Here is a 20,249-nt window from a genome sequence, read left to right on the forward strand (position 1 = left end):
GCGCGCGTGGGCGCGCGCACTCCTCAGAGTAAGGTGTGCCTGCAGCACAGGTCAGGCCCGCCCCCGTCACCCCGTCCATGTCTCCTCTACCCCGCCCCGTCTCCCCCCTGAGGAGTCCGCGCCCCCAGGCGCGGTAGGCCCTGGGGCACAAGGCGCGCGCACTTGTCGGAGGTCGCTGAACGCCGGACCGAGGATGAGGCGACGCCGGTACGTGCGCTTCGCTCGGAGCGGGTGCGCGAACGCGCCAACCCCAGCCGATCCCGAACTCACGCTCCGTTCAGCCCACCCCACTGGCCGATGGGGGCCCAGCTACCTATACTCCGGCCAGCCGCTCGGCGGAACCCGGGCTGTCCCAGACAGGGGAGGTTGTTCGGATGATGCGCTCGCTATACCTCTCACGCGACGGGGTGACCCTGAGAGAGCTCAGTATCGAGCAGATCGAGGCCGCCCTTAGAGACGACGGAGGTACCCTCTGGGTGGACTGCGAGAATGAGCCGCCGGAGGATTGCCAGCTCCTGCTGGAGAAGGTGTTCGGATTTCATCCCCTGGCCGTGGACGACGCCCTGCGTGAAAGCCACGTCCCCAAGATCGATGACTGGTACCGCTACCTCTACATCGTCCTCCACGCGGTAGCGTTCGACCGCGTCGGAGGAGAACACCTGGACACGCTCGAGTTGGACCTGTTTCTGGGCCCAGGCTACCTCGTCACCCACCACGACGAGCCCATCTCCGCGGTGGAGCACGTGTGGGCGGCGCTGGAGCGCGACCCCCAGCGGCTACGGTCGGGCGTGCTCTACCTCACCTACCGTCTGGTGGACGACCTGGTGGCCAGCTACATGCCGGCGGTGGAAGCCATCGAGGACGTTATCGAGGCCCTAGAAGATGAGATGTTCAGCAATCCGGAGCCTCACATGCTGGAGAGGATATTCGTCCTCAAGCGTTCCCTCCTGCGGCTGCGCCGGGTGCTGGCCCCCCAGCGCGAGGTGCTCAACCACATGGCCCGCGACGACTACGCCGTCATAGACTCCAATAGCCGCGTCTTCTTCCGCGACATCTACGACCATCTGGTACGGCTCTACGACATCGGCGAGAACCTGCGCGACCTGGTGAACGGGGCCATCGAGATCTACCTCTCGGCCGTCAACAATCGCATGAACGAGACCATGAAGACCCTCACCATCATCACTACCCTGTTCATGCCCATTTCGTTCCTCACCGGCTTCTTCGGCATGAACTTCTTCCAGCCGGTCCTCGATCTGGACGTGTGGACCGGAAGGGTGGCCTTTGGCCTGGCTCTGGCCGCCATAGCTTTCACGCCCGTGGGCATGTACCTTTGGATGCGCCGCCGGGCCTGGATGTAGGGGCAGGCCACCGTGCCTGTCCCGGGCGGACGCGGTGGTCCGCCCCTACCGCCACAACCGGGCAATCAGCCTGATCGCCGCCTGGCTCAGGATGGCGCCCGCTTCCTCTCCCACCTGCGTCCACGGGCCGGGGGAGGCCTCGTAACCGCCTTCCTCGAAGCCGCCCGGGTCGAGCAGGTACCCTACCCAACCGTTGGTTAGCTCGGCCACGAAGGTGTGCGGCGCCGCCGACTCCCGCTTGATCTTCAGCCCCCACTGGGTGAACATCTCCCCTGGGTTAGAGGCGATGGCCAGGTCTCCCAGGCGCAGCACCTGCACCTCCGCCTCCTGGGGTCCATCATAGTAGTCGCATACGTCCAGTGCCTCTCGCGCCCGGCGCGCCTCCTGGGCCGCTTCCCGGCGTTCGCGGTCGCTGGCGGCGGCCCGTTCCCGCGCCTGAGCCTCTCTCAGCTTGCCTTCCCACTCGGCCCGGTCCACCGGAGGCCGAGGCGGGAGGGACACCCTCTCCGAGGCCCAGGCGATCGTGCCCGTGCGGGAAGCACTGCCGTCGTCGCCCAGGAGCCGAGCCGCCACCTTGAGGGCCTCACCAGCCACCATGGTCCCATACAGGATCACGTCGCGGTAGTCACGGCTGTCTCCTCGAAGCGGATTGAGATTGCCGGCGGCGCCCTGGACGAAGCCACAAGTCTTGCACCCGGGGAGGCTGCGCTGGACCAGCCCGGTGGCCACCCCCGGGTAGTCGGCCGAGATCAGTGGCTGCACCTGCATGGTGACCGGATGACACTGGAAGTTGAGCAGCACCTGCCGCGCCTGCCCCTCCTCGTCCTGGCACACCAGCACCTGCAGTTCCGGGTCGAGCTTGCCCCGGGCGACCTGCTCCTCCAGCGTCAGCCCCCGAGCCGAAGGTCGGCGGTTCCTGGCCACTCCCAGCACCTGCCCCCGGCCCACCTTGAGCCGACAGGGACGCAAGTCCCCGCAGGCCATCTCCACCGCCGACGCCAGTTGATCCAGGAGCACCTCGAGCCAGGGCCCGGCGGCGGGCGCGTCTAGCAGCCGAGTGATCCCCAGCGTCTCGGGAGTGGAGTGAGCGTGAGTGGTGGAGAGCATCAACGCCCCCGGCACCAGCCCGCAGCGGTCCGACACCCGCGCCCGCAACTCGTCCGTGAAGTGCCGGCCTGGGCCCAGGATGTGATTGCCGAACCCGAGGGAGTCGGCACAGAGCAGAGCGATGCGCTCCCCGCCCTCCTGGAACACGAACGCCCGGGCCAGTAGAGGATCGTTCACCCCGGTGAACCGCCCCTGGCGGGGCAGGAACCCCAGGTGGGGGATGGACAGCGGCGGCGTTATGTCCACCGCAGCGCTGCCCACCTGCACCGCTAGAGCAGTCACTGACGCCTCCGGGCCAAGCCCTCTGCCACCTTGCGGATGGCCCCGGCCATGTCCTCGATGTCGGCGCGGGTGTAGTTCTCGTTCAGGCTCAAGGTGACCATATGCTGGAGCTCCTCCTCTGCTCGAGGGGTCATGCCAGCGGTGTACTGGATCTGCCGGCCCCCGTGGCAACCATCGAAGGGATGCCCGGAGGCACCGAAGGTCTTCTTGCCGGCCAGGGCCTCCATACACAGGAAGATGGGTTGGCCGATGTAGCCCGCCCCCGCAGGAACTCCTTCGGCCGACAGGGCGCGGGCGAATTCCTCCGCCGTGCCCTCCTTCACCCGTAGGGGGTAGAGCCAGTAGGAGTGCTTCCCTCCCGGGGTGACCGGGGCCGGATCCAGGCCGGGCAGATCGCCGATGAGGGAGGTGAGGTAGTCGCCCAACTGGTTGCGCCGCTCCACCACGGCCCTCACCTTGGGCAGTTGCGCCAGCCCCACCGCTCCTTGCAGCTCGGTCATGCGATAGTTGGGCGCCAGGAAGAGGTAGGTCCGCGGCCCCCAGCCGGGACGGCGGGCCCAGCCCTTGTCTCGGAAGCCGGCCATTCGGCCGGCCAGGTCGTCCCGATTGGTTATCGTGACGCCGCCGTCGCCGGTGGTCATGTGCTTGGACTGCTGCAGGCTGAAGGCGGCGATGTCTCCGAAGGTACCCAGGAGCCGGCCCTTGTACTCGGTGAGGTGCGCCTGGCTGCAATCCTCGATGAGGAAGATCCCGTGCCGGCGGGCGATGTCGGTCATGGCATCCATGTCGCAGGGGTTGCCGAAGAGGTGAACGGCCATGATGGCCTTGGTCCGGGGGGTGATCTTGCGCTCCACGTCCTCCGGGTCCATGCAGTAGTCGGAGTTGATGTCGGCGAAGATGGGGATGGCGTTCTGGTAGACGATGGGGACGATGCTGCCGGCGTCGGTGATGGGCCCGGTGATGATCTCGTCTCCCGGTTCCGGATCTATAGTGCCCACGGCCACGTGGATGGCGGCCGTGCCCGAGGAGGAGGCGGTGGCGTGCCGCACGCCGTAGAGCCCGGCAAACTCCTTCTCGAACTCGTTGACCATGGTGCCCCCGGACCAGAACAGGTTCTGAGAGCGAATGGCCCGGGTGACCAGCTCCACCTCCTCGTCTCCGAACGGGGTGCGGCGGGGGAACTCCGCCGTGCGATAGGGCGAGCCGCCGTCAACCGCCAGCCTGTCCATTGCAGTCCTCCGGTAGGGGATAGGTTACAGGTTACAGGGGACAGGTTACAGGGATTGGGCGAAAGGGGAAAGGGCCGACTGCCGGGCGCTCGGGGGCATATGTTGCTGCAGCTCGTAACCCGAGACGTAGCGCAACCGGTGCCTGGCCGTAGACGATTCGTATCTTGACTGGAAACGCCGGCAGAGTAGACTGGATGGCCCACGGTTAACAACTAGTTAACGGCCAACTGAAGAGATCCCTCCCTGTTGCCGATACACACTTCGAGGGGGGTACCGTGACCGGAAGTGAGAATCGGACGAGGGGCCTTCTCCTACTACTCGCGCTTTCCCTGCTGCTGGCCTCTTTGACGGCACCTATGCCGGCCGTCGCCGCCGAGCCGCACCTCGGCGGTGTGTTGGCGGCCCATCCACCCGTGGACCCTACCGCCCAGGCCGAGCTCCATGCCACCTTGGCGGCGGCAGCCGTCCCCTGGAAGGTGGTGTACGTGGTGGGTGAGGTGGACGGGCCCGATGGCCCCACCACCGCAGCCTACGTAGACGACGCCCGGACTCAGTCGGCCCAGTTGCGCCAGATGGGCATGACCGTGGTCGAGTTCTATCCGCCCAACAACCGCTGGGCCGACATCGTGGCCGCGGCCGCCGACGCCCGAGTGCTCATCTACGCCGGCCACGGGGTCGGCTGGGGCGGGGACCCCATGCTCGTGGGGGGAATGCGCCTCCGATCCGACGAGTCGGTGCACCCCGATCAGATCCGCTCCCAGCTTCGCATGGCACCTCCAGCAGTGGTCCTCCTGAACCACGTCTGCTACGCCGCCGGCACCTCCACCGAGGACGTGAACGGCACCGCTTACGAGGAGGCTCTCAGGCGGGTAGCGGAGTACTCCCAGCCCTTCCTGGAGGCGGGCCTGGCGGGCTACTACGCCAACTGGTACTACGGCTTCCCCTCCGCTCTGCTAGCCTCGCTGGCCTCCGGCATGACCTTGGGTGAGGCCTACGAGGCGTACCACGACTTCAGCCCGGCCACGGTGCAGCGCCTGCAGCACCCGCGGTCCGCGGGGGACGTCCTCTGGCTCGACTACGATGACTGGCCAGACTGGCCGGGGCTCCAGTACGATTACGCCTTCGCCGGCGACCCGGCCCTCACCCTGACGGAGACCGCGGCGCCCTCGCTGGTGCTGAGCCAGCAGGCCGTGGAGCTCTACGCTGTCCCCGGCGCCGACGCCGAGGTACTTCGCGTGCGCGTGGCCACCAGCGACGGGTCGCCGGCCGAGTGGACCGCCTGGGTGGACGGGGGCAGCGAGGGCTGGCTGACGCTAGACTCGGATCCGGCCCAGAAACAGCTGCTGCTCACCATCGAACCGCCCCGCCAGATGGGCACCTACAGCGCCGAGGTCATCGTACGGGCGGAGGAGGGACCTCTCGCCGGCCAGGAGACCCGCCTCCCAGTGAGGCTCATCGTGCAGCACCTGACGCTCATCCCCGTGCTCCACCGCTAGACCGCGGCCGGTCGCCCACCACGAGGAGCCGGGCCAGGGCCGGCGTAGCCACCTGAGCCCAAGCGCCAGACGTGCCGCCCGCTCCCTGCTCCGCCATGAGCGGCCGAGCTGAAGCCTGCGCAGCCCCCCTTCGTGGGCCGGGAACTGGCTCGGCCGGCCAAGAGCCCCCGCTCCCTGCCCTTTCGCTCCTGATCAGGGCGCCGGCTGAGGATGACCCCTGGGCCGGTCCTCCCGCCGACTCCGCCTTTCCAGCACGCCGGTCCGCCCGTGCGCCTGCGCCCGGTCCGGCAGCGTAACGCGCTCGTTCGGCCAGCTTCTCGCCACCTGCCACCCTTGACCAGACAGCCTGGACAGCCCGCCCCCTGACCGCTATGCTGGCAGCGGTTGGGCAATCTTGCCAGTTTGCCCTGGCATGTGACAGAGTTGGGCCGGAGTAGACAGTTATGGACTCGGGCCGGAGCACCGAGGATCCGCTCCCAGTTAGCCCACCCGGGGCCAGACCGGCGCCACGTGGGCGTCACCGACAGCCGCAAGCCCCCATCACCCCACCCAGCCAGATCAGGCCGGCCTAAGGTATCAGATCGAGCATGACCTGAATGTGAGGACATGATGACTGATGGCAGCGACAGTGTGAAGGTGAACTGGATCTGGGTGGCTTTGACCATCTTGATTACCGCCTGGGTCCTCTGGCTGATCTGGCCTCAGGGCCCGCAGCAGCTCACCATTCCCTATAGCATCTTCCTGAGAGAGGTCAGAGCCGGAAAGGTAGAACGGGTGCAGATCGTGGGAGACCGCATCAGCGGCGAGTTCACCTCTCCCGCGCCCGCCACCCTTGCCACCCCCTCTGCCCAAGAGGCCGGTCCCGACGTCCGTACTTTCACGCAATTCACCACCACGTACCCCGAGGCCGTGGGAGACCCGCAGCTGCTGCCTCTCCTGGAGCAACACGGCGTAGTGGTGGACACGGCTCCCGTCTCCGATTCCTGGCTCTTGCCGCTCCTCTCCCTGGCTTTCCCCTTCCTGCTGCTGGGGCTGGTCCTCTACCTTTCCCGCCGACGGGTCGGCCCCGGGATGTCCCAGTCTGGGATGTTCGACTTCATGAAGAGCCGTGCCCGCCGCTACGTGGACACCCAGAGCCGAGTCACCTTCGACTCCATCGCCGGGGCGGATGAGGCCAAGGAGAACCTGCAGCAGGTGGTGGACTTCCTCAAGAATCCCTCCCGCTACCACGACCTGGGCGCCAGGATACCCCGGGGAGTGCTGCTGGTGGGACCGCCCGGCACCGGCAAGACCCTCATGGCCCGCGCCGTCGCCGGGGAGGCCAACGTGCCCTTCTACAACATCAACGCCTCCGAGTTCGTGCAGATGTTCGTGGGCGTGGGCGCCGGGCGAGTCCGGGACCTCTTCGAGAAAGCCAAGGAGGCGGCTCCGTCTATCGTGTTCATAGACGAGCTGGATGCGGTGGGACGGCGCCGCGGGGCGGGAGTGGGCAACACCAACGACGAGCGCGAACAGACGCTCAACCAGTTGCTCAGCGAGATGGACGGCTTCGAGGCCCGCCAGGAAGTGATCGTCATGGCCGCCACCAACCGCCCGGACGTGCTAGACCCGGCGCTGCTGCGCCCGGGCCGCTTCGACCGCCAGGTAACCCTGGGACTGCCCGACCGCAAGGGCCGGGAGGACATTCTGCGCATACACGTCCGCCCCCTCCCCCTGGCAGACGATGTGGACCTCGAGCTGTTGGCCCGCTCCACCACCGGCATGAGCGGCGCCGACCTGGCCAACCTGGCCAACGAGGCCGCCCTGATCGCCGCCCGCAACCGCGAGAACCGGGTGACGGCGCGAGACTTCGCCGAGGCCCTCGACACCATTCAGCTGGGCGAGGTGCGCTCGCTCATGCTGGACGAGCGCCAGCGTCGCCTCATCGCCTACCACGAGGCGGGCCACGCTCTGGTAGCCTGGATGCTTCCCGGCACCGACCCGGTACAGAAGGTGACCATCATCCCCCGCGGCCGGGCCCTCGGAGTGACCCACCAGGTCCCCGAAGAGGATCAGTACAACCTGAGCCGGACCTACCTGCTCAACCGGCTGGCGGTCATGCTGGGCGGCCGGGCGGCCGAGGAAGTGGCCCTAAACGACCTCACCACCGGGGCCGAGAACGATCTCGCTCAGGCCTCGGCCCTGGCCCGAAGGATGGTGACTCGTTGGGGCATGAGCGAACTGGGCCCCATCTCCGTGGAGACCGACGAGACCCAACCCTTCCTGGGTTACGAGCTCACCCAGGGCCGAACCTACAGCGAGGACACCGCCCGGCTCATAGACCGCGAGATCCATCGTCTCCTGGAGGATGGCCATGCCCGCGCCCGGGCGATCCTGACCCGCGAACGGGATGATCTTGACCGGATGGTCGAGGCCCTGCTGGAAGAGGAAACCATCAGTATCACGCGCCTGACCGAGATACTGGGCCCACGGGCGGCGGCAGCGCCCGACACGCACCAGCCGACGGAGCGGGAAGTGGCTCCCCAACCAACTCCCCAACCGGCTCCAGGAGTGGCCTGAGCCCGGTACGTCCTCAAAGGAGCAATGAGGGGAGGCCACGGCCTCCCCTCTCCCTTTCGTTTGCCTCCCGGCCGAAGCGAGCGTCAGCCGGTGCGGCTGTAGCGCCCCACCAGTTGCGCCTGCGCCAGCACGCGGCCCTCCATCGCCTCGCGGAGCTCCTCCACCGATACCCCCGGCTCCAGACCCAGGAGGTCGTCCAAAGCGTAGAGGGTGAACACATAGCGGTGCTCCTCGCCCGCCGGTGGACAGGGCCCGATGTAGCCGACATTGCCGGCACCATTCCGGCCCTGCCTGAATCCGCCCGTATCCCATTCCTGGGGCACGCCGGCCGCCAGCGTGGTCACTTCGGGTGGGATGTCGTACGCCACCCAGTGAACGAACGTGCCTCGGGGAGCGTCCGGGTCCTCGACGATCAGCGCGAAGCTTCGCGTACCCTCCGGTGCCCCCGTCCACTGTAGCATGGGAGAGGTCCCTTCGCCGTCGCAGGTGAACTCGGAGGGTATGAGCCCTCCCTCAGTGAAGGCGCTGCTCACCAGAGACACCACTCCCGCCTCCGCCTCTCCGGTCATCCCGGCAGGGGTGCCGGTGACTACTGCGGAGGTCGGCCCCGGAGGCGCCGTTGTGGCACAAGCCGCCACCAGCACCGCCAGCCCACAGGCCAGAGCTAAGCGCAAGCCATTCCTGACGCACTTCATGGAACTGCCTCCGCCAACGATGCGGCCATCCATTCACTGGACGGCTCTGGTGATAGCTATCCTACCAACTCTACCGGCACCGCTGACCTCGGTCAAGCCTCAGGGCAGCGTGGCCAGGGCCCTGCCCCTCTCTCCAGCCCGGGCGAGCCGGGGAGCGAGGGGGGCGACCGGCACTGAGCTGGAGACAGCCGGCCGCTCCCGCTACAATGGCCACGGGACAGCACGACACAACCTTCCCCGAAGGAGGCCTCCCATGAAGTCCTACCGCGTCGCCATCGTCGGCCTGACCGGGATCGCCGCTCGGAGGCCAGAACCTGCCCCACACCCGTCCCTGGGCCGGTTGGCGCCCCACTCCCACGCCGCCGCCTACGCTGCCTGCCCCTCGACGCAAGTGGTGGCGGTCTGCGACCTGGTGCCCGATCTGATAGAGCGGTTTCGGCAGGAATGGGCGGATCTCTGGCCGGACGTGCGCGGCTACACCGACTACCGCCGGATGCTGGAGGCGGAGGGGATAGACCTCCTCAGCGTGGCTACCTCCGACCACCGCCACGCCCAGATCGTAGTGGACGCCGCCGAGGCGGGCGTCCGCGGCATCCTCTGCGAGAAGCCCATCGCCACCACCCTGGCGGACGCCGATCGCATGATCGCTGCCTGCCGCGCCCGGGGAGTGCCCCTGCTCATAGACCATACCCGGCGTTGGTACCCGGAGTACGCCCGGGCCAGGGAGATGCTGGCCTCCGGGACCCTGGGGCCCCTGCGTCGCATCATCGCTACTCTGAGCGGCCCCCGCGCCATGCTATTTCGCAACGGCACCCACCTGGTGGATGCCGTGTGCTACTTCGCCGATTCAGAGCCGGCGTGGGTCTCCGGCCGGCTGGACGACGAGCACCGGGACTACGGGCCCCGCTACCGAGGGGATGGCGGCCACGACCCCGCCACCGACCCCGGAGGGAGCGCCCTGGTCGGGTTCGAGAGCGGAGTGCGGGCCTTCATCAACGCCTCCAAGGGCACCATGCGCCACTTCGAGGTGGATCTATGGGCCCAGGAGGGCCGGCTGCGCCTGGGGAATGGCACCGGCGAGGTCTGGCGCTTGACCGAGGACGGGCGGCTGGCCGTGAGCCCGCTGCCGCCGCTGCACACCAGCCACGCGGACATCGGGGCGGCGGTGCGGGAGCTGATCAGTCTGGTGGAGAACGGCGGCCAGGGCTTGTCCACCGGGGAGGATGGCCGCCGGGCCCTTTCCATCATCCTGGCCATCCTGCAATCCAACGCAGCAGGAGGGCAGCCGGTGCCCTTCCCCGTCACCGATGTCTGAGAGGCGCGCCTCGGGTGGGGCGCGATCCGGTCAGTCCTTGCCTGCTGCGCCTCACCAGAGGAGGAACTCGTGTCCATCAACGTGGGCATGATCGGCCTGACTCACCCGCACTCCGACCTGCACCTGCAGACGCTGCACTCACTCGACGCGGTGGCTGGAGTGGTGGTCTGGGACCCGGATCCGGCGGCTGTGGCGAATGCCCAGGGTCGCTGGCCCAAAGCCGAGAGCTCGCTGGCGTCGCTCGAGGGGGTGCTGGCGCGAGAGGACGTGCCGGTGATGGTGGTGGCGCTCCCCAACCGAGACGTGCCAGAGATGGTGGTGCGGGCCGCCCGGGCGGGGAAGCACGTGCTCTGTGAGAAGCCCTGTGCCCGCTCCGCCGCCGAGTTCCTGCCAGCGCTGGCCGCCCTAGAGAAGGCCGACCGGCGATTCTCGCCCTTCTACCTGTGGCGCCGGAACCCTGCCATCCTCAGGATGCGGGACTTGGTAGCCCAGGGAGCCATGGGGCGGATCACGTCGGTGGAGATGCGCCTGGTCACCACCCAGGTGCGAATGCGAGACCCCTCCCACTGGCTCTTCCGCCGCCAGGTGGCCGGGGGCGGCATCCTCTCCTGGCTGGGCTGTCACTGGCTGGACCTGTTGCGATACCTGACGGGCGAGGAGGTGGAGCAGGTGAGCGCCATGGTGGGCAGCATGGGCGGGGAGGTGATAGACGTGGAAGACGTAGCTTCTCTCAGCATGCGCCTCACCGGCGGGGCAGTGGCCGGCCTCTATGCCGGCTACCTGCTAGCCGGAGGGCGGCCGGGCTACGTCAGCCCGGGGTACGACATGTCCATCATCCTCCGCGGCACCCAGGGCACCCTGCGCCATCAGGCGGACGGCAACCGGCACGTGGTGACGATGGAAAGCCACGCCCCCGACTGGGAGACGGCCCCGCGGCAGGAGTTCCATTTCCTGCTGCCCGAGGTTCGGGCCTACGGCGGCGCCCATGGGCTGGAATTGGTGGCCCGCTTCATTAAGGCGGCCGTGGGGGACATTGGCGAAAGCTCCGCGGTGCTGCCCGGGGCAGTGGACGCCCTGCGAGTGCTGGAGATCCTGGACGCCGCCTACGCCTCGGCCGAGAGCGGCCGGACCACCGCTGTCGAGCGCACCGCCTCCTGAGCGAGGAGGATCGCAAGGCGGCTGTACGTCCGGGCCCCGACCTTACGTGTCTGCGCCACGCTTTGGCGCAGCTCGTGCATCAGTATCAGAAGAAGGACAGTTGCGCTCGGGGCACGAATAGCGCCCTACCGCCCCTGGGCGATCTGCTCCTTCTGCCAGTCGTAGTCCACCGCGCCCTCGTAGAAACGCTCGGGGTTCTCCACCGCCCAGATCTGCTTGCGGACAATCCAGTTGTCCGGCTCCGCGGCCGCCGCCTCCCGCCACTCGTCCAGGGCCTGCTGGACTTTCCCCTGGCGGTATAGGTTCAGCCCACGGCGGAACCGATCCAGGGCCGCCGGCTCGCGGAAGGCGTTGGGTTTGCTGGCCTGGCGCTCGACTTCACCTAGTGCCTCGCTGGCGGCGAAGCGTTCGGCCAGCCGGGCGTCCTCCGCCCGGAGGATGTTGAAGCCGCCGAAGCGGGTGAAGCGGATCACCCCGACCTCGTCGGCGAATACCACGTTGGGCACGGCCTTGAAGCCGAAGACTCCGGCCAGGGTGCCTTCCTCGTCTATCAGAGTGGTAAAGGTAGCCCCCGCCTTCTCCACGTAAGGCCGAGCCCGGGCAGACCCCTGGGCGTCCAGGGCCACAGTCACCACTTCCACCCCTCGGTCGCGCTGCTCGAGGTAGAACTGCTGCCAACCTGGCAGCTGCTCCCGGCAGCCTCACCAGGAGGCCCACATGAACAACAGGAGCTTGCGCCCCAGGAACTGGTGCAGGTTGACCCGCTCTCCGTCCAGCGAAGGCAACTGCAGATCGGGCAGGGCATCGCCTACTTCCAGGAACCTGACGCTCATGCCGCACCTCCGAAACTTGATTACCACACTCCACTATTGCTCGTCAACCGAGCCCGGCGTTGTCGGCGGCGGGCTGTCCCTAGGTCACCGTACCCTAGGCAGGAGGCTGTCACACGCCCACTGGCCCGGCGTCCAGAGTGTGCCATTCCGTGGTGCCTGGCGTCAGTGGCCGGCATTCGCCGATCTCCAGGTGCCTGCCCTAGAATGGAGCCGACCCAGACTCGCGACAGGAGGAGCGATGGTGCCAGCACTCGCATCCTCGCCGCCTGCCTGGGGTTGCTCATGACTGACCCCAACCTTCTGGTCAACCTCGTCTATGCCTTAGGCGTGGCAGTGGTCGGAGCCGCCATAGCAGTTCGTCTCGGCCAACCAGCTATCGTCGGCTACATTATCGGCGGGATCGCCATAGGCCCTCATACCCCGGGCTTCGTGGGCGACATCGCGGCCGTGGAGGCGCTGGCCGACATCGGAGTGATCCTGCTGATGTTCGCCATAGGGGTGCAGCTGTCGCTGCGGGACCTCCTTCAGGTGGGGAGGGTGGCCTCCGCCGGCGGACTCGTCCAGGTGATGGCTCTCATCGCCGCTGGCTACGCGGTCGGCACAGCCCTGGGCTGGCCCGACAAGGAAGCCCTGTTCTTCGGCGCTTTCATCTCCAACTCCTCCAGCACGGTTCTGTCCAAGGTCCTCAGCGAACGCGGAGAATTGGACGCTCCCCACGCCAACCTGAGTCTGGCCTGGTCTTCGGTCCAGGACTTCAGCACCATCGCCCTGGTGGTCATCCTCACCTCGCTGGCCACCGGAGAAGGTGGCCTGGGCAGCACCATCCTCGTCTCCCTCTTCAGAGCCCTGCTGTTCCTGGCCCTGCTCGTCCCGCTGGGCCTCAAGGTGCTCCCCTGGTTACTGGAAAGGCTCGCCGGGCTGCACAGCCGCGAGCTTTTCGTCCTGGCGGTGGCCGCCCTCGCCCTGGGAGCAGCCTACGTATCTTCCCTCTTCGGCCTCTCCCTAGCGCTGGGGGCCTTCGTGGCCGGGGTGGTGGTGGGAGAATCGGACCTCTCGCACCAGATCTTGGGAGTGGTCTCGCCCCTCCGCGACGTGTTCGCCGGCATGTTCTTCGTCTCCGTCGGCACGCTGGCCAACCCCGGATTCGTCGTCTCACATGCGGGCTCGGTACTGGTAGCTGTGGGCCTCATCGTGCTGGTCAAGGGTGGACTGGTGGCGGCCATCCTGGGGTTGGCCGGCCACCCCTTCCGCGCGGCGCTGCTCACCGGCGTGGGGCTGGCCCAGTCGGCAGAGTTCTCCTTCATACTGGCTCGCGTGGGAGCAGGCCTCGGCGTAGTCTCGGCCGAGATGTTCTCCCTGATGCTGACCGCTGCGGCGGTGAGCATAGCCCTGTCCCCCTACCTGATTCGCTCCGCTGCCGCGCTCACCGCCCGGATCGAGCGGCGCTCGGGGCCAGGGGAAAGACCGAAGACGCCGGTCCCGGCCCTGAAGGACCACACCGTAATCTGCGGTTTCGGCCGCGTAGGGCGTGTCATAGGCGAGAGCCTGGCGGAGGCAGGTCACCCCTTCGTGGTGATAGACCAGGACCGGCGGCTGGTGCGCGAGCTCGTCGGCCAGGGCATCCCCGCCATCACCGGGTATGCCGACAGCGCGGCGGTGCTAGAACAAGCGGGGCTGGAGCGAGCTCGGGCCGTTGTCATCGCCCTCCCCGATGCCCTGGCCGTGCGCCAGGTCGCGGACTACTGTCGCCGGCTCCATCCGAGCCTTCCCATCGTGGCCCGCACCCATAGCGAAGAGGAACTGGAGTACCTGCACCGCCTGGGCGTCAACGATGCGGTGATGGGCGAGAGGGAGCTGGCCATGGAGATGGCGCGGTGCACGCTCCGGTGCCTGGAACCAGGTGCCACCATCCCGGAAGGGACACCCCAGGATCAGCGCCAAGACCGGGCCTAGAGCACAGGCGGCACCGTGCGACATGAGGAGAGCAGCAGTGTACCGCAGTGCCCTCCCCAGGGCGGACGCGGTGGTCCGCCCCCATCGCGGAACCTTGCCCCCGACACACAGGCGTAGGGGCAGGCGACCGTGCCTGCCCTGGATGGACGCGGTGGTCCGCCCCTGCCGCGCTCCCTTGCCCCCGGCACCAGGTACCCGAGGCTGGTGCCCTGGCCCAGTCCAACCCCAGAGCGAAATGCACTGGCACAACGCCCCGTTGACAATACCCTACCACGGCAGTAGACTATTTGTGCCCCTCTCCCGGCGAGGAAGAGCGCCGAGGAAGGTGCCATGGAGCCGCGAGCGCGGGAACAGGCACGGCGGAGAGTCACGCGATCCGCCTCGCCGTACGGTCGAGGGAGACAAGGGCTGCAGGTGCAATGGATAGAGTGCAACAGTGAATGGCTCGTGAGCCCTGCTGCACACCCTGTGCACTACCCAATAGCCACTACCCTAGGAGTTAGCACATGAGCGACCTGAGACTGCAAGTGCCAAACATAAGCTGCCAGCATTGTGTTCGCACCATCACCCGCGAGCTGTCCGTCGTGCCGGGCGTGAGGAAGGTGTCGGTCGACGTCGAAGCCAAGACGGTGGAGGTGCAGTACGAGGGACCCGCTACCGAGGCCCGCATTCGCGATACCCTTGAGGAGATCGGGTACCCACCCGAGGGGGCCTAGCGTGGCCGACAAGAAGCTGGTTCGTCTGCCCATCACCGGGATCACCTGCGCCAACTGCGCCTACACCATCGAGCGCAACCTGGGCCGGATGGAGGGCGTCCACGGGGTCTCCGTCAACCTGGCCACTGATGAGGCAGAGGTGCTGCTGGAGGACGACGTCCCCCTGAGCCAGATCGCCGAGGTGGTAGACGAGAGCGGCTACGGCCTGGGCACCATTACTGCCGATTTCGCCGTCCTGGGCATGACCTGCGCCAACTGCGTCATGGCCGTAGAGCGGGCCGTGCGACGCCTGGACGGAGTGCTGGAAGTATCGGTGAACCTGGCCAGCGAGCGCGCCCGCGTCACCTACATCCCCACTATGGTCACCCTGGCCGAGATCAAGCAGGCCGTAGTGGACGCCGGCTACGAGGTGCTGCGCGAGGAGGACGAGGAAGAGACCTCCACCCTGGAACTGGTGCAGGAGCGCGAAGTCCGACGCCAGAGGCGCCGGTTGACGGTGGCGGCCATCTTCTCCCTTCCGGTGCTCCTGCTCAGCATGCCTTTCGATCTCGGCCTGCTAGCCGACTTCCCGGGCCGGCTGTGGCTGCTCCTCCTATTCACCACCCCGGTCATGCTCTATTCCGCCCAGGGGTTCTTCACCGGCGCCTACAAGGCCCTGCGCAACCGGGCGCCCGACATGGACGTCCTCATCGCCACGGGCACCGGGGTAGCCTACGTCTACAGCGTGATCTCCCTCATCTGGCTGCACGGCCACACCCACTTCGAAGCGGCGGCCATCATCGTCACCCTGGTCTTGGCCGGCAAGTATCTGGAGGCGGGCGCCAAGCGCCGGGCCTCCGGCGCCGTGCGCTCTCTCCTCGCCCTGCAGCCTCAGACGGCCCGGGTGCTGGAGGACGGCCAGGTGGTGGAGAGGCCGGTCTCCGCCCTGGGCCTGGGTGACCTAGTGGTGGTCGGCGCCGGGGAGCGCGTCCCGGTGGATGGCGTAGTCACCGAAGGCACCTCCTCGGTGGATGAGTCCATGCTCACGGGGGAGAGCCTACCAGTGCCCAAGGCCCCAGGCGACACCGTCTACGGGGGCACGGTCAACCAGGGCCGGCTCCTGTACGTGCAGGCCACCGGGGTGGGCCAAGACACCATGCTGGCCCACATCGTGCGCCTGGTGTCGCAGGCGCAGGGCTCCAAGGCGCCGGTGCAACGGCTGGCCGATCGGGTCGCCGGCGTGTTCGTCCCCATCGTCCTGACCATCGCTGCCCTCACCTTCGCCGGCTGGCTGATCGCCACGGGCGACCTCGACGCGGCTCTGCTTCACGCCGTGGCCGTGGTGGTGGTGTCCTGCCCTTGCGCCCTTGGCCTGGCTACCCCCGCCGCCATCACCGCCGGCACCGGCCGGGGAGCCCAGATGGGCATCCTCATCCGCGGCGGTGAGGTGCTGGAGCAAGCCGGCCGGGTCAACACCATCGTCCTGGACAAGACCGGCACCCTGACCGAAGGTCGTCCCGAGGTGACGGGGGTGTGGACCTCGGACGGGTTCTCCCAGGACGAGGTGCTGCGCTATGCTGCCGCGGCAGAGTCGGTCTCCGCTCATCCCCTGGCTGCCGCCGTGGTCCGGGCGGCATCGGACCGCGGCCTGCCCGTCTCCCCGCCGCAGGAGTACGAGGAAGTGGCCGGGCTGGGGGTGGTGGCCCGGACGGATGGGCACGAAGTGCTGGTGGGCTCGCGCCAGCTTCTCTCCCATCGCGGAGTGAGTGCCGCACCGGAAGCGCCCGCGGCCGCGCGCGTCTTCGTGGCCGTGGACGGAGCCCTGCGCGGCGCCCTGGTGGTGGCGGACGTGCTGCGGCCCCATGCAGGCCAGGCGGTGGCGGCGCTGAAGCGACTGGGGCTGGAGGTAGCAGTCCTGTCTGGCGACCGTCGAGAGATCGCGGAGGAAGTCGGGCGGCAGGTGGGCGCCGACAGAGTGCTGGCAGAGGTGCTACCCCAAGGCAAGGTGAGCGAAGTGCGAAGGCTCCAGGAGGAAGGCCGCGTGGTGGCCATGGTAGGGGACGGCATCAACGACGCCCCTGCCCTGGCCCAGGCCGACCTGGGCATCGCCATCGGCAGCGGCACCGCCGCCGCTCTGGAGGCGGCCGACATCAATCTCCTCTCCACCGACCTCCTAGCCGTACCCCGTTCGGTGAGCCTGGCCCGCAAGACCCTGCGCACCATCTACCAGAACCTATTCTGGGCCTTCTTCTACAACGTGCTCCTCATCCCTGCCGCCGTCTTCGGCCTGCTACAGCCGGTCATGGCCGCCGCGGCCATGGCGCTAAGTTCTCTCTTCGTGGTGGGTAACGCCCTGCGCCTCCAGCGCTGGCGCCCCAGGGAGTAGCCACGGAGACACGGAGACACAGAGAGGGGGAGAGGGGGAGAGAGGGAGACGGCGAGACGGGGAGATACTGAACCGACCGCGTCTCCGTGTCTCCCCATCTCCGTGTCTCCCTGTCTCCCCCTCTCAGCGGCCGCTGCGCATTGCCACGCATCACCGAGGGGCTATACTGGTGGCCATGCGCTGTGGGATCGGGTGGGGAGAGGCTCCGGCGAAGGCGATTCTCCTGGGCGAACATGCCGTAGTGTACGGCCATCCAGCGCTAGCCGTGCCCCTCTCAGAGCTTCGCGCCCGGGCCGAGGCCCGCTTCGACCACTCGCTGGACGACGTCGTGGTTCGGGTGCCCGATCGGGGCCTGGCAGTCAGCCTGTCGCGTGACCCCCATAACCCGCTTACCCTGGCAGTGCGGTTGGCCGTCGAAGCGCTCCACGCCAGCCCTCGGAACCTGGAACTGCGGCTGGAGTCTAGCGTGCCGGTGGCCTCGGGACTAGGGAGCGGGGCCGCAGTCTCGGCCGCCCTGATGCGGGCGACCGCGTCGCTGTTCGGTATCTCGCTGGACCCGGCCCGGCTGTCGGAGCTGGTGTACGAGGTGGAGAAGGTGCATCATGGTACACCCAGCGGCATAGATAACACCGTGGTAGTGTATCGCCGGCCGGTGTTCTACCGGAAGGGCTCCCCGCCGGAGTTCCCTCTCCCGGGCACCGAGCTCACTTTGCTTCTGGCCGACACGGGCCAAGGTAGCCTCACCCGTGAGGCGGTCGGGGCTGTGCGGCGGGCACGGGCGGCCGACCCCGAGAGAATAGACTCCATCATGGGTGAGATCGGGCGGCTGGTGGAGGCAGCCAGAAGAGCCCTGGAGTCGGGCGATGCGGAGGAGCTCGGTCGGCTGTTCGATTGCAACCACGCCGCACTGCAGCGCCTGGGTGTGAGCAGCCCGAGCTTGGACACGCTGGTGGAGGCAGCCCGGAAGGGGGGAGCCCTGGGCGCTAAGCTCACCGGCGCGGGCAAGGGGGGGCACGCCCTGGTCCTGGTGACGGAAGAGTCCGCCGGCGACGTGCGCGCGGCCCTGGAGGCGGCCGGTGCCCATCGGGTAACCCTGTGCCGGGTGCCGCGGAAGTAGAGGGAGAGGGGGAGACACGGAGACAGGGTGATGGTAAGGGGCGGAACTTGAGCCCCGGGCGGGCGTAATGGCTATCGGGAGTGGAGTTTCATGCACATCGCTGTGGCGATAACGGGTGCTTCAGGCGCACCACTGGCGGTGCGTCTGCTGGAGGTGTTGCGGGAACACGAAGTCTCGCTGGTGGTCACGCCCGAGGGCGAACATCTGCTGGCCCTGGAAGCACCCGGCAGCGAGCTCCCCGCCACCCGCCGCTACCACCCATTCGACTTCTCTTCCGCCCTGGCCAGCTCCTCCCGCGTGCCCGACGCCATGGTGATCTGTCCGTGCAGCATGCGCACCCTGGCTGCGCTGGCCCATGGGCTGAGCGACAACCTCGTCACCCGCTGCGCCGACAACGTCCTGCGCCTAGGCCGCCCCCTGGTGGTAGTGCCCCGGGAGACGCCCCTGTCCCTCCAGGCCCTGGACAACCTGCGCCAGCTGCGCGCCGCCGGAGCTTTCATCGTGCCCCCCATGGTAACCTACTACTTTGGGCCCGAAACTGTGCGGGACCTGACCGATTTCTGTGTGGGGAAGATCCTGGACTGTCTGCGCCTGCCCCATGACCTGTATCGGCGCTGGGGCGAGGAGACATCTTGACCATACGTGAGTTCATCGCCTCCGAGCCGGACCTGATCCGGGTGGATACGCCGGTCAGCAGCCACCTGGAGGCGGCCGGGATCATCGCTGCGCTGGACGGCAAGGCCATTCTCTTCACCGACGTGGACGGCGGCCGTCGGGTGGTGTCCGGGTTCACCGCCGGCCGGGAACGAATCGCCCGCAACCTGGGTGTCTCCGTCGCCGACCTGCTGCGCCTCCTATCGCGGGCACTGGAGAATCCACGGTCCCCCGACATGGTGGACCACCCCCCCTGCCAGGAGGTGGTCCTGGAGCGGCCCGACCTCAGCCAGCTGCCCATTCTCAGACACCTGGAGGGAGACGGTGGCCGTTACATCACCGCAGGAGTGGCGGTCATCAACGATCCCCAGTACGGCCGAAACGTGTCCTTTCACCGGCTGATGGTGATCGGCGAGCGGGAGTGCGTCGCCCGGGTAGTCGAGGGGCGGGGCACCCACACCGCCTGGGCCCGCACACAGGAGGACCTGCCCATTGCCATCGCCATCGGCTGCCCCCTGTCGGTGCTGCTGGCGGCGGCCATGAGTCCGCCCAAGGGGGTGGACGAGTACGGCATCGCCCAGGCCATCCGCCCGGCGCCACTGGCTCACTGCCTGACCGTCCCCCTGGAGGTGCCCGCCGAGGCGGAGTATGTCATCGAGGGCCGCCTTACCCACCGACTGGCCAACGAGGGTCCCTTCATTGACCTCACCGAGACCTGGGATGGGGTACGACCTCAGCCGGTGCTAGAGATTGACTGCATCACCCACCGCCGCGACCCCATCTACCACGCTATCCTGCCGGGACTCAGCGAGCACAAGACCATCATGGGCCTGCCCCGCGAGCCCGGCATCCTCAACGCCGTCGGCCGGGTGTGCGACGTGGTGGAGGTGGCCCTGACGCCCGGAGGCATGTCCTGGCTGCACGCCCTGGTGCGCATCCGCAAGCGCCACCGCGATGATGGGCCCGCGGCCATCCGCGCCGCCATGGAGGGCCATCCCTCCGTCAAGCATGTAATGGTGCTGGACGAGGACGTGGAGCTGAGCGACCGGGACCGGGTCGAGTGGGCCATCGCCACCCGGGTGCAGGCAGGTCGAGATGTGTACATCTTCCTGGACCAGCCTTCCAGCTCGCTCGACCCCTCCTCGCGGCAGGTCCCCGGTCGCCGCGGCCTCACCGACAAGATGGGGATTGACGCCACTATCCCCTGGCCCGACAGCGACGACCCCGACGAGATCGAGCGCCATACCGCCGCCTTCCGCCGCGTCTCCTACCCGGAGATTCACCGCGGTGAAGAGGGAGAGAGGGGGCGAGGGTGAGAGGGGGAGACACGGAGACGCGGAGACGCGGAGACAGGGAGAGGGGGAGACAGGGAGACGGGGAGATGCGGGAAAGGCATCGAACCTCTCGTC

The 20,249-nt window shown here is 68.0% G+C and carries 15 protein-coding genes and 1 pseudogene; 11 read left to right on the forward strand and 5 right to left on the reverse strand.

Going from position 1 to position 20,249, the window contains the following annotated elements; translation table 11 throughout:
* Window positions 1–374: 374 nt before the first annotated feature.
* Window positions 375–1,361: a magnesium/cobalt transporter CorA gene (gene corA, locus HPY83_17725; protein NPV09785.1), complete on the forward strand. Its 987-nt coding sequence runs from the start codon at window positions 375–377 to the stop codon at window positions 1,359–1,361.
* A 45-nt stretch (window positions 1,362–1,406) separates the two neighbouring features.
* On the opposite strand, the gene HPY83_17730 is transcribed toward corA, so the two are convergent.
* Complete coding sequence (locus HPY83_17730; protein NPV09786.1) at window positions 1,407–2,750, reverse strand: hypothetical protein; 1,344 nt, start codon at window positions 2,748–2,750, stop codon at window positions 1,407–1,409.
* Window positions 2,747–3,979 carry a DegT/DnrJ/EryC1/StrS family aminotransferase gene (locus HPY83_17735; GenBank protein NPV09787.1) on the reverse strand — a complete coding sequence of 411 codons (1,233 nt, stop codon included), beginning with the start codon at window positions 3,977–3,979 and terminating at the stop codon, window positions 2,747–2,749. The genes HPY83_17730 and HPY83_17735 overlap by 4 nt, the downstream gene beginning before the upstream one ends.
* A gap of 275 nt (window positions 3,980–4,254) precedes the next feature.
* Between HPY83_17735 and HPY83_17740 the strand changes: the two genes are divergently transcribed.
* Together HPY83_17740 and hflB are read left to right on the forward strand one after the other, a co-directional pair.
* The gene (locus HPY83_17740) at window positions 4,255–5,475 is read left to right on the forward strand and encodes a hypothetical protein (protein ID NPV09788.1); all 1,221 of its coding nucleotides are present in this window, start codon (window positions 4,255–4,257) and stop codon (window positions 5,473–5,475) included.
* A gap of 606 nt (window positions 5,476–6,081) precedes the next feature.
* Window positions 6,082–8,034 carry an ATP-dependent zinc metalloprotease FtsH gene (gene hflB / locus HPY83_17745; GenBank protein ID NPV09789.1) on the forward strand — a complete coding sequence of 651 codons (1,953 nt, stop codon included), beginning with the start codon at window positions 6,082–6,084 and terminating at the stop codon, window positions 8,032–8,034.
* An 83-nt stretch (window positions 8,035–8,117) separates the two neighbouring features.
* Here hflB and HPY83_17750 read toward each other — a convergent pair whose 3' ends face one another.
* A complete protein-coding gene (locus tag HPY83_17750; GenBank protein ID NPV09790.1) occupies window positions 8,118–8,603 on the reverse strand; it encodes a YbhB/YbcL family Raf kinase inhibitor-like protein in 486 nt (161 codons plus the stop codon).
* Between the two features lie 379 nt (window positions 8,604–8,982).
* Between HPY83_17750 and HPY83_17755 the strand changes: the two genes are divergently transcribed.
* Both HPY83_17755 and HPY83_17760 read left to right on the forward strand, forming a co-directional pair.
* Entirely contained in the window at window positions 8,983–10,044 is a 1,062-nt protein-coding gene (locus HPY83_17755; protein ID NPV09791.1) for a Gfo/Idh/MocA family oxidoreductase, read from the forward strand.
* 69 nt (window positions 10,045–10,113) lie between these two features.
* Window positions 10,114–11,202 carry a Gfo/Idh/MocA family oxidoreductase gene (locus tag HPY83_17760; GenBank protein NPV09792.1) on the forward strand — a complete coding sequence of 363 codons (1,089 nt, stop codon included), beginning with the start codon at window positions 10,114–10,116 and terminating at the stop codon, window positions 11,200–11,202.
* Between the two features lie 125 nt (window positions 11,203–11,327).
* On the opposite strand, the gene HPY83_17765 is transcribed toward HPY83_17760, so the two are convergent.
* Together HPY83_17765 and HPY83_17770 are read right to left on the reverse strand one after the other, a co-directional pair.
* On the reverse strand, window positions 11,328–11,888 hold the full coding sequence (locus tag HPY83_17765) for a TlpA family protein disulfide reductase (protein ID NPV09793.1): 561 nt from the start codon (window positions 11,886–11,888) through the stop codon (window positions 11,328–11,330).
* A gap of 15 nt (window positions 11,889–11,903) precedes the next feature.
* Entirely contained in the window at window positions 11,904–12,035 is a 132-nt protein-coding gene (locus HPY83_17770; GenBank protein NPV09794.1) for a redoxin family protein, read from the reverse strand.
* A 204-nt stretch (window positions 12,036–12,239) separates the two neighbouring features.
* On the opposite strand from HPY83_17770, the gene HPY83_17775 reads away from it, so the two are divergent.
* From HPY83_17775 to HPY83_17800, 6 genes and pseudogenes are all read left to right on the forward strand, one after another.
* Window positions 12,240–13,988: a sodium:proton antiporter gene (locus tag HPY83_17775; GenBank protein NPV09795.1), complete on the forward strand. Its 1,749-nt coding sequence runs from the start codon at window positions 12,240–12,242 to the stop codon at window positions 13,986–13,988.
* A 506-nt stretch (window positions 13,989–14,494) separates the two neighbouring features.
* Window positions 14,495–14,704 (forward strand): heavy-metal-associated domain-containing protein, encoded by a 210-nt coding sequence (locus HPY83_17780; GenBank protein ID NPV09796.1) that lies wholly within the window; start codon window positions 14,495–14,497, stop codon window positions 14,702–14,704.
* 25 nt (window positions 14,705–14,729) lie between these two features.
* Window positions 14,730–17,069 (forward strand): annotated as a pseudogene (cadA, locus tag HPY83_17785) (cadmium-translocating P-type ATPase).
* Between the two features lie 169 nt (window positions 17,070–17,238).
* On the forward strand, window positions 17,239–18,186 hold the full coding sequence (gene mvk / locus HPY83_17790; GenBank protein NPV09797.1) for a mevalonate kinase: 948 nt from the start codon (window positions 17,239–17,241) through the stop codon (window positions 18,184–18,186).
* Window positions 18,187–18,276: 90 nt separating this feature from the next.
* On the forward strand, window positions 18,277–18,822 hold the full coding sequence (locus HPY83_17795) for a UbiX family flavin prenyltransferase (protein ID NPV09798.1): 546 nt from the start codon (window positions 18,277–18,279) through the stop codon (window positions 18,820–18,822).
* Window positions 18,819–20,156 (forward strand): UbiD family decarboxylase, encoded by a 1,338-nt coding sequence (locus HPY83_17800; protein ID NPV09799.1) that lies wholly within the window; start codon window positions 18,819–18,821, stop codon window positions 20,154–20,156. The genes HPY83_17795 and HPY83_17800 overlap by 4 nt, the downstream gene beginning before the upstream one ends.
* Window positions 20,157–20,249 lie beyond the last annotated feature (93 nt).

Source organism: Anaerolineae bacterium (assembly GCA_013178015.1).
Lineage (GTDB): Bacteria > Chloroflexota > Anaerolineae > DRVO01 > DRVO01 > Ch71.

Excerpts from the sequence above, each read along its gene's own strand:
- corA (NPV09785.1), top strand. The coding sequence starts at position 375 with ATGATGCGCTCGCTATACCTCTCACGCGACGGGGTGACCCTGAGAGAG.
- HPY83_17735 (NPV09787.1), bottom strand. The coding sequence starts at position 3,979 with ATGGACAGGCTGGCGGTTGACGGCGGCTCGCCCTATCGCACGGCGGAG.
- hflB (NPV09789.1), top strand. The coding sequence starts at position 6,082 with ATGATGACTGATGGCAGCGACAGTGTGAAGGTGAACTGGATCTGGGTG.
- HPY83_17750 (NPV09790.1), bottom strand. The coding sequence starts at position 8,603 with ATGACCGGAGAGGCGGAGGCGGGAGTGGTGTCTCTGGTGAGCAGCGCC.
- HPY83_17755 (NPV09791.1), top strand. The coding sequence starts at position 8,983 with ATGAAGTCCTACCGCGTCGCCATCGTCGGCCTGACCGGGATCGCCGCT.
- HPY83_17770 (NPV09794.1), bottom strand. The coding sequence starts at position 12,035 with ATGAGCGTCAGGTTCCTGGAAGTAGGCGATGCCCTGCCCGATCTGCAG.
- HPY83_17775 (NPV09795.1), top strand. The coding sequence starts at position 12,240 with ATGGAGCCGACCCAGACTCGCGACAGGAGGAGCGATGGTGCCAGCACT.
- HPY83_17780 (NPV09796.1), top strand. The coding sequence starts at position 14,495 with ATGAGCGACCTGAGACTGCAAGTGCCAAACATAAGCTGCCAGCATTGT.
- HPY83_17795 (NPV09798.1), top strand. The coding sequence starts at position 18,277 with ATGCACATCGCTGTGGCGATAACGGGTGCTTCAGGCGCACCACTGGCG.